We start from the raw sequence: 14452 nt of genomic DNA, 5'->3' as shown, positions 1-14452 counted from the left end.
GTCTCCAGACGGGTCTGCAGGGCCAGGACCTCGGCGCGGCCGGACTCGACCTGGGCTTCCAGGCCGCGGATCGTGCGGGCGCTGTCGGCCTGGACCGTGGTCAGGGCGTTGTCGGCGGCCAGCAGACGCGCGCGTTCGGCGGCGATCTGGGCTTCCAGCTCGGTCTCGATGCGCGACAGGCGAGCGACGTCGGCGCCGGCCTGCTCCAGGCGCTTCTTCAGGGTGCCCAGCTCTTCGACCTGCAGGGCCGATTGCTGCTTGGCGGCGGCCAGATAGGCCTCGGACTCGCCGCGACGGGCGTCGATGTCCTGGGTCTGGGCGCGCAGGGTGTCGACATCCTGGGCCAGGTGCTCGGCGCGCGAGGTGGCGTCGCGCAGCGAGGCCTCCAGGCCGCCGACCTTGAGCTCGGACTGCTGCAGGCCGTTGCGCAGGCGGTCGATCTCGAGGGCTCCGTCCTCGAGGGCGACGTCCAGGGACTGGCGGCGCGCGTCGGATTCGGTCAGGGCGGCGTCGGCGGTCGCCAGCTTGGCGGACAGCTCGCGTTCCTCGGCCTGGGCGTGGGCCAGTTGGCGCGCGGCCTGTTCGTGGGCGGCGCGCAGGGAGATCAGTTCGGCGTGTTCGGCGCGGCGAGCTTCGAATTCCTCGGCGACCGGGCCGCGGATCTCGGAGAGCAGCGGCTCGATGGCCCGCAGGTGCTCGACCACGCGGCTGATGCTGTCCAGCCCGCCGTGGATGGTCTCATAGCGGACGCCGATGGCCTGGGTGGCTTCGACCAAGCGGTCGCTGTCGGCTTCCGGACGATCGTTCTCGGCGGCCAGCATCACGGGCTTGACGCCGCCCTTGGTGTTGCGATCGCCCTTCGACAGCAGCCTCATCTTGCCCATCCCCTACGATTCTCGGGACGACGCCCATCGCGCCGATTCGGCCGTGCCGACCCGTAGAATCATTTGCCCATTCGTTAACAAGATAGCCCGCGCCCGAGATTGCTGTCGAGGTCAAGATCGCGCGTTCGGCGAGAGGCGCATTGACGCATCGCCAGACGCACGAAAGCCGCCGCGAAGGCCCGGAAAGGCGGTCACGACGGCTTCATGGAGACCCGACAGGGGCGCTTTCGCCCCTGATCAAACGGGCGTCAGGCGGCCTCTTGCTCGGCGGGAACCGCCGGCTCCAGGCGGATCATGTAGTCGAAGGCCGACAGGGCCGCCTTCGAGCCCTCGCCCATGGCGATGATGATCTGCTTGTACGGCGTGGTCGTGACGTCGCCGGCGGCGAACACGCCGGGCAGCGAGGTCTCGCCGCGATGATCGACCTCGATCTCGCCGCGCTGGGTCAGGGCCACGCCCGCATCCTTCAGCCACTCGGTGTTGGGCACCAGGCCGATCTGCACGAACACGCCTTCCAGGTCGACCTGATGGATCTGGTCGTGGTTGCGGTCCCTGTAGGTCAGGCCGGTGACCTTGTTCCCGTCGCCCAGGACCTCGGTGGTCAGGGCCGAGGTGACGATGCGAACGTTCGGCAGGCTGGCCAGCTTGCGCTGCAGGACGGCGTCGGCGCGAAGCTGGCTGTCGAACTCGATCAGGGTCACGTGGGCGACTAGGCCCGCCAGGTCGATGGCCGCCTCGACGCCGCTGTTGCCGCCGCCGATCACCGCCACGCGCTTGCCCTTGAACAGCGGGCCGTCGCAGTGCGGGCAATAGGCCACGCCCTTGTTCTTGTACTCGGCCTCGCCGGGCACGTTGATGTTCCGCCAGCGGGCGCCGGTGGCCAGGATCACGCTGCGCGACATCAGGCTGGCGCCGTTCTCGAGCTTGACCTCGATCAGGCCGCCCGGCGTCCTTGCGGGAACCAGGCCGACGGCCTTCTGCAGGTTCATGATGTCGACGTCGTAGTCCTTGACGTGCTGCTCCAGCGCCGAGGCCAGCTTGGGACCTTCGGTGTGCGACACCGAGATGAAGTTCTCGATGGCCATGGTGTCCAGCACCTGGCCGCCGAAGCGCTCGGCCGCCACGCCGGTGCGGATGCCCTTGCGGGCGGCGTAGATCGCCGCCGCGGCCCCAGCGGGGCCGCCGCCGACCACCAGAACGTCGAAGGCGTCCTTGGTCTTGATCTTCTCGGCCTCGCGGGCCGCCACGCCGGTGTCCAGCTTGGCCAGGATCTGCTCCAGGCTCATGCGGCCCTGGCCGAACGGCTGGCCGTTCAGCAGGATGGTCGGCACGGCCATGACCTGGCGCTCTTCGACTTCTTGCTGGAACAGCGCGCCGTCGATGGCGACGTGGGTGATATTGGGGTTCAGGGCGGCCATGGTGTTCAGCGCCTGGACCACGTCCGGGCAGTTCTGGCAGCTCTGCGAGAAATAGGTCTCGAAGCGGTACTCGCCTTCCAGGGCGCGGACCTGGTCCAGCACCTCGGCGTCGAACTTGGGCGGGTGGCCGCCGACGTGCAGCAGGRCCAGCACCAGCGAGGTGAACTCGTGACCCAGGGGCAGGCCGGCGAAGCGGACATCCGCGCTTCCATCGGCGCGAGTGATGGCGAAGGACGGCTTGCGGGCGTCGTCGCCGGCCAGGTTCAGGCTGACCTTGTCGGAGGTCTCGGCCACGGACTCGAGCAGCGCCAGCATGTCCTTGGATCCCACGCCCTCGCCCAGCGAGGCGACCAGCTCGATCGGCTGACGCAGGTTCTGCAGATAGGCTTTCAGCTGGGTCTTCAGACCATCGTCCAACATGGCGGGGCTCCGACTGCAAGGCGCGCGGGGAGACGCGACGCCGGATTTGGGATGTCTGGAAAGGGCGGGTGTCGCCGCCGGTTCCCCCAAGTCCACTGGGGGCTGACGGAACCGGCGGCGAGCCGCGCCGCGACCCCGAAGGGCCGCGGCGAACCTTGGTAGGCTTAGATCTTGCCGACGAGGTCGAGCGACGGGGCCAGGGTCTTTTCACCCTCTTCCCACTTCGCCGGGCAGACTTCGCCCGGGTGGCTGGCGACGTACTGGGCGGCCTTGATCTTGCGCAGCAGTTCGATGGCGTTGCGGCCGATGCCTTCGGCGGTCACTTCGACGAACTGGATCACGCCTTCCGGATCGATCAGGAAGGTGCCGCGGTCAGCCAGGCCCACGCCTTCGCGCATGACGCCGAAGTTGTTGGTGATCAGGCCCGACGGGTCGCCGACCATGGCGTACTGGATCTTGCCGATCGCCGGCGAGCTGTCGTGCCAGGCCTTGTGCGAGAAGTGGGTGTCGGTCGACACCGAATAGATCTCGACGCCCAGACGCTGGAACGTGGCGTAGTTGTCGGCCAGGTCTTCCAGTTCGGTCGGGCAGACGAACGTGAAGTCGGCCGGGTAGAAGAACACGACGGACCACTTGCCCTTCAGGTCGGCGTCGCTGACCTCGACGAACTTGCCGCCCTTGTAGGCCTGGGCGGTGAAGGGTTTGATCTGGGTGTTGATCAAGGACATGAAGTTCTCCTGCAGGAATTGCGAGGAGCCTTGTAGGCAAAGGATTTCGATAGGGCCAATCGATTGTTTCATGCTTGGCGATAGGGTGGATCTATGCGCCCACCTCGCGCGGCTTCGCGGTTGCAGCAAAGAAACCGTCAATTGTCTTTTGAAATCCGATAGATCGCGCCTATCTAACGGTCATGCTCCCGACCCTGCGCCAGCTGCAATATCTGAAGCTCCTATCGGAACACGGCTCGTTCAGCCGGGCGGCCGAGGCCTGCCACGTGACCCAGCCCACCCTGTCGGCCGGGATTCAGGAGCTGGAGAAGATCCTGGGCGCGCCCGTCGTCGACCGCGCCCGCTCCGGCGTGATCCTGACCGCCGCCGGCCAGGAGGCCGTGCGCCGGGCCGAGGCGATCCTGGCCCAGGCCGAGGACTTGGTGCAGGCGGCGCGCGGCGCGGGCCAGCCCCTGGCGGGCCGGTTCCGCCTGGGCGTGATCCCCACCGTCGCCCCCTACCTGCTGCCGCGCGCCCTGCCGGCCCTGCGCGACCAGTTCCCCAAGCTGAAGCTGTACCTGCGCGAGGACCTGACCCACCGGCTGATCGGCGCCCTGAAGTCCGGCGCCCTGGACGCCGCCCTGATCGCCCTGCCCTACGACATGACCGGCCTGGACTGGGCCCATGTCGAGGACGACGAGCTGCTGGCCGCCGCCCCGGCCAACCACCGCATGGCGGCCTTCGACCGGGTCGATCCCGAAACCCTGCGCGGCGACGACATGATCCTGCTCGAGGACGGCCACTGCCTGCGCGACCACGCCCTGGCCGCCTGCGGGCTGGAGCCGCCCAGAGGCGCCGGCGACGAGGAAAGCTTCGCGGCCACCTCACTGCCCACCCTGGTTCAGATGATCGGCTCGGGCCTGGGCGTGTCGTTCCTGCCGTCGATGGCCGTGGCGGCCGGCCTGGCCGAGAACGCACCGGTCACCATCCGGCCGTTGAACTCCGACCATTCCAGCCGCGAGATCGTCGTGGCCTGGCGGGCGGGCTCCAGCCGGGGCGCCGAGGGGCGGCTGCTGGCCCAGACCCTGCGCGATCTGCCGCCCGCCGCGCTTTCGCCACGGCACTAGAATACCTATCCTCTAGCCACGCTTCACGAGACGAGGACGGTCATGGTTCGACGCATTTCGGCGCTGATCGGCGGCGCGGCCCTCGCCCTCACGGTCCTGGCTCTCCCGGCCTCGGCCCAGACCCCGCCGCCCCAGACCGTCGAGCTGTTCCCACAGGACCCCGGCAGCGCCGTCGTCGAAGAGCTGCAGGTGGTCGCCCGGCCGCCGGGCCCGGCCCTGTGGCTGGTCGAGAAGGGCGGCGCCAAGCTGTATGTGGTCGGGTCGGCCCCGCCCCTGCCGCACCAGCTGAAGTGGGACAGCCCCCGCCTGAACCGCGCGATGGACCAGGCCAGCCTGGTGCTGATCCCGCCCGRGGCCTCCGTCGSCCCCCTTCAGGTCACCAAGTTCTTCCTGACCGGCGGGGGCGGCGTGCGCCAGCCGTTCGGCAAGAAGCTGGAGAACCGTCTGCCGCCCGACCTGCTGGCCCGGTTCGTCAGCGCCCGCGTGCGCGCCGAGCGCACCGCCGTGCCGTACAAGGACTGGAAACCCGCCGTGGCCGGCTTCATCGTGCTGTCGGACTTCCGCCAGGCGGCGGGGCTGTCCGAGGCCAAGCCGGTCAGCACCATCGAGCGCATGGCCAAGGTCAAGGGCGTGAAGGTCAAGGCGATGAGCCAGTACCGTCTGGGTCCCATCCTCGCCAGCGCCGGCAAGCTGTCGGAGGACGCCAACCTGGCCTGCCTGCGCGACGCCCTGAGCGAGCTGGAATATGAAGGCGCCCATCCCACCACCATCGGGACGGACTGGGCCAATGGCGACCTGGCCAGCGTGCGGGCCCGCTATTCGGCCTCGGCCGCGCAGCGTTGCGTGATGCGGGCGCCCGGCGGGCCGGCCCTGCTGGGCCAGCAGATCGGCCAGTCGGCCGACGCCCTGAACGAGGCCCTGAACCGGCCCGGCGTGACCATCGCCGTCGTCGACCTGGCCTTCCTTCTGCCGGCCAACGGCGTGCTGGATCGCCTGAAGGCCTCCGGCGCGACGATCACCTCGCCGGCCGACTGACGCCGCGCTCAGTCGCCTTCTCGACACACATAGGTTTTGTAAGCTTCACAATACACGTTAAGCTTGCATACGAATGATTTCCTCGCAAAGGTGACCGGAGGGCGGAAGACGCCCGATACCGATCGACAGCGGGGAAATCCATGTCGCCAATCCGTCATTTCATGGCATGGGCCTGCGCTCTTCCCGTGATCGGGGCCATGATTTGCGACGGTTCGGCGGCGGCCTCCACCCCAACCCTGGCCTGGGACGGCGCCAAGCGCCTCGGCGTCCAGTGCCTGGTCGACCCCGACCGCCTGCCTGACCGTCGCCGACTGCTGGCCGCGCTCTGCGACCGGGTCAGGACCCTGGCCGCCGACAAGGCGCCGATCCCGGTGGTCCTGCTGGCGCCGGGCGACCCTGGCCTGATCGCCGCCGACACCGCCGTGCTGCTGGTCCACGCCAACGTCCAGCCCGGCGATGCGAAGGGCGGCCCGCTGTTGGTGTTCAGCCTGCGCGTCTTCCGCGCCACGGCCGCCCCGTCCGAGCTGTTCGGCGCCGCGCCTCGCGCGACGCCCCTGCCCGCCGACGCGACCAGGCCTTCCGCCCCATTCGACGCGGCCCTGAACGCCGCGCTCGCCGAGACCCTGCCGTGGCGATCACGGCCGGCCCCCTGAAACCGCCAGAAACGGGAAGAACCGATGCGCCTTCACGACGAAAGCCTGGACCAGGACCTCCATCGCGAAACCAGCTACCCGGTCTTCCAGGGGCCGACTGACACGGTGGCGCCGCCGCTGAACGTCTCGGTCCAGCCGGTCGACGCCTCGGTGGACGGCCAGGGCGGCACGATCCGCGACAAGCCGGTGTTCACGATCGAGCAGGTGATCGAGCAGCTCAATCGCGGCGGGGCCGGCTGGACGCCGGGCGATGTCGACCACGCCGCGCCGCGCGACGGCGACGTCTCGGTGCTGAACTTCGGCTTTCACACCGCCGACAGCATGTTCGCCGAGCCCTATGTCTATGAGGAGGATGGAGAGCTCTACGGCCGGCCCGAATATTTCGGCTTCGCCCCGTTCACCGAGACCCAGAAGGCCGCCGCGCGCGAGGCCATGGCCAGCTGGGACGACCTGATCGCCCCCACCCTGGTGGAGAGCGCGCCCGAGGTGGCCGACATCACCTTCGCCAACTACACCAACCGGCCCGGCACCCAGGCCTATGCCTACCTGCCGTACGACTACACGCCCGACAACGCCGACCTGATCGCCGGCGACGTCTGGGTCAGCGCCAACCAGCCCAGCAACTTCCAGCTCGACGAGGGCCTCTACGGGATCCACACCCTGACCCACGAGAGCGGCCACGCCCTGGGCCTGCAGCACCCCGGCGACTACAACGCCGCCCCGGGCGTCAGCATCACCTACACGGCCAACGCCGAATATTATCAGGACAGCCGCGCCTACAGCATCATGTCCTACTTCGCCGGAGCCGAGACCGGGGCGCGGCACTTCGACTTCAACCTGTCGACAACGGTCTACGCCTCCACGCCCCTGGTGCACGACATCGCCGCGATCCAGGCGATCTACGGCGCCGACATGACCACCCGCACGGGCAATACGACCTACGGCTTCAACAGCAACGCCGGCCGCGATTCCTACGACTTCACCAAGACTCCCGCCCCGGTCATGGCCATCTGGGACGCCGGCGGCATCGACACCCTGGACGCCTCGGGCTACGCGACCGACCAGATCATCGACCTGACCCCCGGCTCGCTGAGCAGCATCGGCGGGGTGACCTACGCCACCGCCCCGTCGTTCGAGCAGGTCAACGCGAACCGGGCGGCGGCCGGCTACGCCCCGGTTCCCCTGGCGACCTACAACGCCAACATGGCGGTCCTGGCCGCCAATCCGGTGGTCGGGCGGCTGACCGACAATGTCGCGATCGCCTATGGCGCGACGATCGAGAACGGCGTGGGCGGCGGCGGCTCGGACCGGCTGATCGGCAACACGGCGGCCAACACCCTGACCGGTAACGCCGGAAACGACACCTTGGAAGGCCGCGACGGGGCCGACATCCTGAACGGCGGCCTGGGCAACGACATCCTCGACGGCGGTCTTGGCGTCGACAAGATGACCGGCGGGGTCGGCGACGACCGCTACATCGTCGACAACTGGCGTGACACCGTCACGGAACTGGCCGGGGGCGGGACCGACACCGTCTGGAGCGCGATCAGCTACGGCCTCGGCTCCAATCTGGAGAACCTTCGGCTCACCGGCGACGCCAATCTCGGTACGGGCAACAGTCTGGCCAACGTCATCGAGGGCAACGACGCCTTCAACCTGCTGAGCGGCGAGGCCGGGAACGACAGCCTGTTCGGGGCGGGCGGCAATGACATCCTGCTCGGTGGCGCGGGCAACGACCGCCTGAACGGCGGGGCCGGTTTCGACATCCTGATCGGCGGGGGTGGGAACGACGTCTACGCCTTCGACGCCGCCTCCTTCCCCGACGAGGACGACCTGGCGATCGACTTCGTCAGCGATTTCAGCCGCGGCGACCTGTTCGACTTCAGCGCCCTGGACGCCAACACCGCCCTGGACGGCGACCAGGCCTTCTCGCTGGTCTCGCACTGGACGGCCGGCGGCGTGGGCCAGCTGATGGTCAGCGCCTATTCCAACGTGCTGAAGGCCATCGGGGCGCTGGGAGGCGTCGACCTCGGCGCCTACGGCTGGGGCCTGGGTGGCCAGGTGTCGATCGTCTGGGGCGACATCGACGGCGACGGCCAGTCGGACTTCGCCGTGCTGGTCGCCGACAATTCGGTGTCGACCAGCGGCTGGCTGCTCTGATCGACCAGGCTTGCCCCGGACGCGTGCGATGAATACCTCGGGCGGGAACGCTTCCTGCCCGAGGATCTCGTCATGCGCCTGCTCGGCATCGACCACGTGGTGATCCGCGCCCGCGATCCCGCCCTGATGGAGCGGTTCTACATCGATGTTCTGGGCTGCACGGTGGAGCGACGGCAAGACGCCATCGGTCTGGTCCAGCTGCGGGCCGGAGCCCAGCTCATCGACCTGGTCGATGTCGGCGGCCGCCTGGGCCGGATGGGCGGCGCCGCGCCGGGCGCCGAGGGCCACAACATGGACCATCTGTGCCTGCGGGTGATCGACTTCGACGTCGAGACGGTGCGCGCCCATCTGGAAGCCCACGGCGTCGCGATCGGCGAGATCGGGGAACGCCATGGCTCGACCGGCGAGGCGACCTCGCTCTATCTGTCGGACCCCGAAGGCAACGGGCTGGAACTGCGGGGCTGAGCCTTTTGACTCCCCGCCCCCTTTCGTGCATAAGCGCGCGCTTCCGGCGCTTCATCAGCAGCGCCTCTACCGTCACGACCCCAGCCCGCTAGCGCGGGATCCATCTGGACGAGGCCGGTGAGGACCCCCATCGACGTGATCGTCCATGGGGGCTGATCGCGTTTGGGTCTTGAGTCTAACCAGGGTTCCGCATGTTCGACGGCCTTACAGAGCGACTTTCAGGCGTCTTCGACCGCCTCGGTGGTCGCGGCGTGCTGTCCGAGAAGGACATCGACGAAGCGCTGCGCGAAGTCCGTGTCGCGCTGCTGGAAGCCGACGTCGCCCTGCCGGTCGTCAAGGACTTCATCACCAAGGCCAAGGAAGCCGCTTCCGGCGAAGCGGTCATCCGCTCGGTCAAGCCGGCCGACCAGGTCGTCAAGATCGTCTATGACGGTCTGGTCGACATGCTGGGCGGCGAGGTCCCCACCGGCCTGAACCTGGCCCTGAACCCGCCGTCTGTGATCCTGATGGCCGGCCTGCAAGGCTCGGGCAAGACCACCACCACCGGCAAGCTGGCCCTGCGGCTGAACAAGCTCGAGCGCAAGAAGGTGCTGGTCGCCTCGCTCGACACCCGCCGTCCAGCCGCCATGGAACAGCTGGCCATGCTGGCCAAGCAGGTCGAGGTCGAGAGCCTGCCGATCGTCGCGGGCCAGAGCGCCGCCGACATCGCCAAGCGCGCCCTGCTCGCCGCCAAGCTGGGCGGCTACGACGTCCTGATCCTCGACACCGCCGGCCGCACCACGCTGGACGAGGCGATGATGAGCGAAGCGGCGGAAATCGCCCGCATCGCCAACCCGACCGAAACCATCCTGGTGGCCGACAGCCTGACCGGCCAGGACGCGGTCCGCACCGCCAAGGCCTTCCACGAGCGCCTGCCGCTGACGGGCCTGATCCTGACCCGCGCCGACGGCGACGGCCGGGGCGGCGCCGCGCTGTCGATGCGCCACGTCACCGGCCTGCCGATCAAGTTCCTGGGCGCCGGCGAGAAGATCGATGCGCTGGACGTGTTCGACGCCCGCCGCGTGGCTGGCCGGATCCTGGGTCAAGGCGACGTCGTCGCGCTGGTCGAGAAGGCCGCGCAAGACCTCGACGTGGCCGAAGCCGAGCGCATGGCCAAGAAGCTGGCCAAGGGCCAGTTCGACCTCAACGACCTGGCCGCCCAGCTGAACCAGATGCAGAAGATGGGCGGCATGCAGGGCATCATGGGCCTGCTGCCCGGTGTCCAGAAGGTCAAGAAGCAGATCGCCGAGAGCGGCGTCGACGACAGCGTCTTCCGCCGCCAGCAGGCGATCATCGGCTCGATGACCAAGCTGGAGCGCAAGAAGCCCGACGTGCTGGCCGCCTCGCGCAAGCGCCGCATCGCGGCCGGCGCCGGCGTGGACGTCGCCGAGGTCAACCGCCTGCTCAAGCAACACCGCCAGATGGCCGACATGTTCAAGGCCATGAGCAAGGACGGCGGCAAGGGCATGGCCCGCATGGCCGCCATGATGGGCGGCGGCGACATGTCCAAGCTCAAGGCGATGGGCGGCGGCAAGCTCGCCCAGCCTGATCCGAATTCCGCGGGAGGCCTCGGCGGCCTTCCGGGGCTCCCCGGTCTTCCGGGATCCGGGGGCGGCGGCGACGCCAAGCCCAACCTTCTATCCGGTTTGGGCGGCCTGCCCCCCGGCTTCAACCCGTTCAAGAAATAGAACTTTAGACCAAGGACTAAGACTATGCTGAAGATCCGTCTCGCCCGTGGCGGCGCCAAGAAGCGCCCCTATTACTCGATCGTCGTCGCTGACAGCCACTCGCCCCGCGACGGCCGCTTCATCGAGAAGGTCGGCACCTACAACCCGCTGCTCAAGAAGGACGACGCCGCGCGCGTGACCCTGAAGGTCGAGTCCATCCAAGGCTGGCTGGCCAAGGGCGCTCAACCGACCGACCGCGTCGCTCGCTTCCTGGCCGCCGCCGGCCTGGTCCAGTGGACCCACGGCAACAACCCCGAGAAGGCCAAGCCGGGCAAGAAGGCCCAAGAGCGTGACGCCGAGCGCACCCAGCGCGACGCCGACCGCGCGGCCGCCGAAGTCCAGGCCAAGGAAGACGCCAAGGCCGCTGCCGCCGCCGCTGCTGAAGCCGCCGCCACCGCCGCCGCTGAAGCCGCCGCCGCTCCGGCTCCGGAACCGGAAGTCGTCGCCGAAGAAGCTCCGGCTGCTGAAGCTCCCGCTGAAGAAGCCGCCGCCGAAGAGGCTCCGGCCGCTGAAGCCGCCGCTGAAGAAGCCCCGGCTTCGGAAGAAACCACCGAAGGCTAAGGCCTTCGGAAGCGCCGCCGCCGGGTTTCGACCTGGCGGCGGCGTTTTCTTTTGCGCGATCCGCTCATGACCCAATCCCCCTCGCAGACCCTGATCCTGGTCGGCCGCGTCGCCGGCGGCTTCGGCGTGCGCGGCGAGGTGCGCATCGCGGCCTATACCGAAGACCCGCTGACCCTGACCAGGTTCAAGGCGTTGACGCGCCAGGACGGCTCGCCCGCCCTGACCCTGACCACCGCCCGCGTGGCCAAGGACGGCGTCGTCGCCCGCTGCGTCGGGATCGACACCAAGGAGGCCGCCGACGCCCTGCGCGGCCTGCGGCTCTACGTTCCCCGCTCGGCTCTGCCCGAGCCGGACGAGGACGAGTTCTACCTGACCGACCTGATCGGCCTGACCGTGCGCCACGCGACGACCAACGACCTGATCGGCAAGATCAAGAGCGTGCAGAACTTCGGCGCCGACGACCTGCTCGAGATCACCCCGGCCCTGGGCGGCCAGACCTGGTACCTGCCCTTCACCCGCGCCGCCGTGCCCGAGGTGAAGCTCGCCGAAGGCCTGGTCCTGGCCGATCCGCCGCTGATGGTGGGCGAGCCGGAAGGCCCGGAAGAACCGGCCGAAGACGACGACGCCGAGCGCCACTACGACTGAATTCGGTCTTTTCCCTCCCCACAAGGGGGAGGGAAGGCGCCTAGCCTACTTCCGCACCCGCATCAGGCATTCCTGGGCCACCGAGGCCACCAGCTTGCCGTCGCGGGTGAACATCTGGCCGCGCACCAGGCCGCGGCCCTGCGAGGCCGACGGGCTGTCCTGAGAGAACAGGAGCCAGTCGTTGAAGTCGAACGGATGGTGGAACCACATGGCGTGGTCCAGGCTGGCGGCCTGCAGGCCGGGCGTGGTCCAGATCAGGCCGTGCGGGCGCAGGGCGCTTTCCATGAAGGCCATGTCCGAGGCATAGGCCAGGGCGCATTGCTGCAGGCGGATGTCGTCGCCCAGCGGCGCCTTGGCCCGCATCCAGACCTCCTTGGTCGACGGCTTGGGCGTCGGCTTGGTCGGGTGTTGCGGATCCACCCAACGCAGGTCGATCGGGCGGGGATACTCGGCCATCTTGACGAACTTGGGATGCACCTCGTCGCCCAGCGAGCGCAGGTATTCGGCGTCGGTCGGCAGGGTTTCCGGATCGAGGCTCGACGGCATCGGCGCCTGGTGCTCCAGCCCCGCTTCGGGCGTCTGGAACGAGCAGGCCAGGTTGAAGATCTGTTCGCCGTGCTGGATGGCCGCCACCCGCCGGGTGGTGAAGGTGCCGCCGTCGCGCGCCCGCTCGACCTCGTAGAGCACCGGAGCGTTCACATCGCCGGGCCGGATGAAATAGGCGTGCAGCGAGTGGCAGACCCGTTCGGGCACGGTCTTGTAGGCCGCCATCAGGGCCTGGGCGATGACCAGGCCGCCGAAGATGCGGGGAAAGCCGTCATTGGGGCTGACGCCCCGGAACAGGTTCACCTCGATGGCTTCGAGGTCGAGGATTTCGGCGAGGTTCTCGGGCGTGCGCATGGCGGTTGGTTAGGCGCGCCGCAAAGCCTAGGCAAGTCGCGAGCTTGCATGGGACCCTTCGGCTCACCATCGTTGCCTGATGGCCACGCCTTTTCCGCCGATCATCCACCACCCCGCCTTCCGCGCCGAGATGCCGGCGGGACATCGCTTTCCGATGGACAAGTTCTCGCGCCTGGCCGCCGTGCTGGAGGCCGAGGGGGTGGCGGGACCGGCCGGCTTCGTGCGGCCCGAGCCGATCGACCTGGACAGTCTGCTGCTGGTCCATGACGAGGCCTATGTGCGCGGAGTGATCGAGCTGACCCTGCCGGCCGATGTCGTGCGGCGGATCGGCATGCCCAACACCGACTCGGTGGCGGCGCGGGCCCGGGCGGCCACCGGCGGCACCCTGGCGGCGGCGCGTCTGGCTCTGGAGCATGGGATCGCCTGCAACACCGCCGGCGGCAGCCATCATGCCCAGGCCGACACCGGGGCGGGCTTCTGCGTGTTCAACGACGTGGCGGTGGCGGCCCGGCGGCTGCTGGCCGAGGGCGAGGTCGGCCGGGTGCTGGTGGTGGATCTCGACGTCCACCAAGGCGACGGCACGGCGCGGATCTTCGACGACGACCCCAGCGTCTTCACCTTCTCGATGCACGCCGAGAAGAACTTCCCGGCCCGCAAGGCGACGAGCGACCTCGACGTCGACCTGCCGGACGGCACGGGCGACGCGGCCTATCTGGAAAAGCTGGGGGAGATCCTGCCGGACCTGCTGGCGCGCGTGGCGCCGGACCTGGTGTTCTTCAACGCCGGGGTCGATCCGCACGCGGACGACAAGCTGGGGCGGCTGAGTTTGAGCGACGAGGGGCTCGCGCGGCGCGAGGCGTTCGTCCTGGGCTCATGTCTGAAAAGGGGGATCCCGGTGACGGGGGTGATCGGCGGCGGATACGACGCCGACATCGATCGTTTGGCGCATCGTCACGCCCTTCTCCACCGGGCGGCCCGTAAGGCGCTGAGCGCCTGAGGGTCGCGAACCCGGTGGAGCTACGCGGCGATCACTTAGAAGCTCGAGACGAGCGAACCGGCGATCACGACGAGGGGCAGCATGGCCAGAACGATGCTGGCGAAACCGGAGAAGCCGTTGGTCGAGAAGGTCATTGTCTTAGTTCCCTGTTGGTCCGGCGCGCCGTCCGCGTCCGGTGATCAGGGGTATAGGCCCGCGGGATGGTGAACACCCGTTACCTTTGCTTCATGAAGCGTTTTTAAGAAACGTTGACGCACTAAACTCGCATTACATGGGTGTAATGTGGTTGTTATCGCGCGTCACTTAGCAATATTTTACCCTCGCAGACCCACGTTCGGTCCATATCGGCGGTCGATATGGACCGAACCCGGGGTTGTCCTTTCGGCCGGCGCCGGACGCCACGCTTTCAGTCCTCCGCGGAGGTCAACAGGAAATGGCCGCGCAGGGCGGCGATGGGGGCGGCGCGCTGCTCCTGCCAGGCCTCGACATGGACATTGGCGATCCGCCGCCCGACCTTCTTGATCTGGGCGCGGGCGAAGGTGGTCAGCGGCCGGCCCGTGCGCAGGTATTCGATCGAGACGTCGATGGTGCGCGGCTGGCGCTTCAGCGGCTCGGCCACCGACAGCTGGGCCAGGGCGGTCATCTCCATGAAGGCGCCCAGCACGCCGCCGTGGATGGCGGGCAGCATCGGATTGCCGACGATATGGTCGGAGA

13 protein-coding genes and 1 pseudogene are annotated in these 14452 nt (G+C 68.6%); 9 read left to right on the top strand and 5 right to left on the bottom strand.

What is annotated here, in order from left to right; translation table 11 throughout:
* From AC1DZ6_RS05690 to ahpC, 3 genes and pseudogenes are all read right to left on the bottom strand, one after another.
* Nucleotides 1-875 (bottom strand): annotated as a pseudogene (locus AC1DZ6_RS05690) (intermediate filament-like cell shape determinant CreS); the annotation flags it as partial.
* Between the two features lie 257 nt (nt 876-1132).
* Nucleotides 1133-2722: an alkyl hydroperoxide reductase subunit F gene (ahpF, locus tag AC1DZ6_RS05685; RefSeq protein ID WP_477096219.1), complete on the bottom strand. Its 1590-nt coding sequence runs from the start codon at nt 2720-2722 to the stop codon at nt 1133-1135.
* A gap of 164 nt (nt 2723-2886) precedes the next feature.
* Nucleotides 2887-3450 carry an alkyl hydroperoxide reductase subunit C gene (gene ahpC / locus AC1DZ6_RS05680; RefSeq protein ID WP_477096218.1) on the bottom strand — a complete coding sequence of 188 codons (564 nt, stop codon included), beginning with the start codon at nt 3448-3450 and terminating at the stop codon, nt 2887-2889.
* A gap of 182 nt (nt 3451-3632) precedes the next feature.
* Between ahpC and AC1DZ6_RS05675 the strand changes: the two genes are divergently transcribed.
* The 8 genes from AC1DZ6_RS05675 (at nt 3633) to rimM (ending at nt 11841) form a co-directional block, all read left to right on the top strand.
* A complete protein-coding gene (locus AC1DZ6_RS05675) occupies nt 3633-4556 on the top strand; it encodes a hydrogen peroxide-inducible genes activator (protein ID WP_477096217.1) in 924 nt (307 codons plus the stop codon).
* 42 nt (nt 4557-4598) lie between these two features.
* Nucleotides 4599-5591: a TraB/GumN family protein gene (locus AC1DZ6_RS05670; RefSeq protein ID WP_477096216.1), complete on the top strand. Its 993-nt coding sequence runs from the start codon at nt 4599-4601 to the stop codon at nt 5589-5591.
* Nucleotides 5592-5788: 197 nt separating this feature from the next.
* Nucleotides 5789-6244, top strand: a complete 456-nt coding sequence (locus AC1DZ6_RS05665) for a hypothetical protein (RefSeq protein WP_477096215.1) — start codon at nt 5789-5791, stop codon at nt 6242-6244.
* Nucleotides 6245-6268: 24 nt separating this feature from the next.
* Complete coding sequence (locus AC1DZ6_RS05660) at nt 6269-8404, top strand: M10 family metallopeptidase C-terminal domain-containing protein (RefSeq protein WP_477096214.1); 2136 nt, start codon at nt 6269-6271, stop codon at nt 8402-8404.
* 72 nt (nt 8405-8476) lie between these two features.
* Nucleotides 8477-8869, top strand: coding sequence for a VOC family protein (locus AC1DZ6_RS05655; protein WP_477096213.1), 393 nt, complete (start codon nt 8477-8479; stop codon nt 8867-8869).
* Nucleotides 8870-9060: 191 nt separating this feature from the next.
* Complete coding sequence (ffh, locus tag AC1DZ6_RS05650; RefSeq protein WP_477096212.1) at nt 9061-10596, top strand: signal recognition particle protein; 1536 nt, start codon at nt 9061-9063, stop codon at nt 10594-10596.
* 24 nt (nt 10597-10620) lie between these two features.
* Nucleotides 10621-11196: a 30S ribosomal protein S16 gene (gene rpsP / locus AC1DZ6_RS05645; RefSeq protein ID WP_477096211.1), complete on the top strand. Its 576-nt coding sequence runs from the start codon at nt 10621-10623 to the stop codon at nt 11194-11196.
* A 66-nt stretch (nt 11197-11262) separates the two neighbouring features.
* Nucleotides 11263-11841 (top strand): ribosome maturation factor RimM, encoded by a 579-nt coding sequence (gene rimM / locus AC1DZ6_RS05640; RefSeq protein WP_477096210.1) that lies wholly within the window; start codon nt 11263-11265, stop codon nt 11839-11841.
* Between the two features lie 45 nt (nt 11842-11886).
* Here rimM and AC1DZ6_RS05635 read toward each other — a convergent pair whose 3' ends face one another.
* Nucleotides 11887-12741: an acyl-CoA thioesterase gene (locus AC1DZ6_RS05635; RefSeq protein WP_477096209.1), complete on the bottom strand. Its 855-nt coding sequence runs from the start codon at nt 12739-12741 to the stop codon at nt 11887-11889.
* 79 nt (nt 12742-12820) lie between these two features.
* Here AC1DZ6_RS05635 and AC1DZ6_RS05630 point away from each other — a divergent pair, with 79 nt between their 5' ends.
* Nucleotides 12821-13738 (top strand): histone deacetylase family protein, encoded by a 918-nt coding sequence (locus AC1DZ6_RS05630; protein WP_477096208.1) that lies wholly within the window; start codon nt 12821-12823, stop codon nt 13736-13738.
* Nucleotides 13739-14144: 406 nt separating this feature from the next.
* Here the strand turns inward: AC1DZ6_RS05630 and AC1DZ6_RS05625 are convergent.
* The coding region (locus tag AC1DZ6_RS05625) for a PaaI family thioesterase (protein WP_477096207.1) at nt 14145-14452 on the bottom strand (308 nt) is incomplete at its 5' end.

The sequence above is a fragment of the Caulobacter sp. P1_B12_2 genome (genome assembly GCF_056406675.1).
This window is presented reverse-complemented; position numbering and strand designations above follow the sequence as displayed.

Bases quoted from the DNA above. Each gene is read 5' to 3' on its own strand.
- rpsP (WP_477096211.1), top strand. From the start codon at position 10,621: ATGCTGAAGATCCGTCTCGCCCGTGGCGGCGCCAAGAAGCGCCCCTAT.
- AC1DZ6_RS05630 (WP_477096208.1), top strand. From the start codon at position 12,821: ATGGCCACGCCTTTTCCGCCGATCATCCACCACCCCGCCTTCCGCGCC.
- AC1DZ6_RS05635 (WP_477096209.1), bottom strand. From the start codon at position 12,741: ATGCGCACGCCCGAGAACCTCGCCGAAATCCTCGACCTCGAAGCCATC.
- ahpC (WP_477096218.1), bottom strand. From the start codon at position 3,450: ATGTCCTTGATCAACACCCAGATCAAACCCTTCACCGCCCAGGCCTAC.
- AC1DZ6_RS05665 (WP_477096215.1), top strand. From the start codon at position 5,789: ATGATTTGCGACGGTTCGGCGGCGGCCTCCACCCCAACCCTGGCCTGG.
- rimM (WP_477096210.1), top strand. From the start codon at position 11,263: ATGACCCAATCCCCCTCGCAGACCCTGATCCTGGTCGGCCGCGTCGCC.
- AC1DZ6_RS05660 (WP_477096214.1), top strand. From the start codon at position 6,269: ATGCGCCTTCACGACGAAAGCCTGGACCAGGACCTCCATCGCGAAACC.
- AC1DZ6_RS05655 (WP_477096213.1), top strand. From the start codon at position 8,477: ATGCGCCTGCTCGGCATCGACCACGTGGTGATCCGCGCCCGCGATCCC.
- AC1DZ6_RS05675 (WP_477096217.1), top strand. From the start codon at position 3,633: ATGCTCCCGACCCTGCGCCAGCTGCAATATCTGAAGCTCCTATCGGAA.
- ffh (WP_477096212.1), top strand. From the start codon at position 9,061: ATGTTCGACGGCCTTACAGAGCGACTTTCAGGCGTCTTCGACCGCCTC.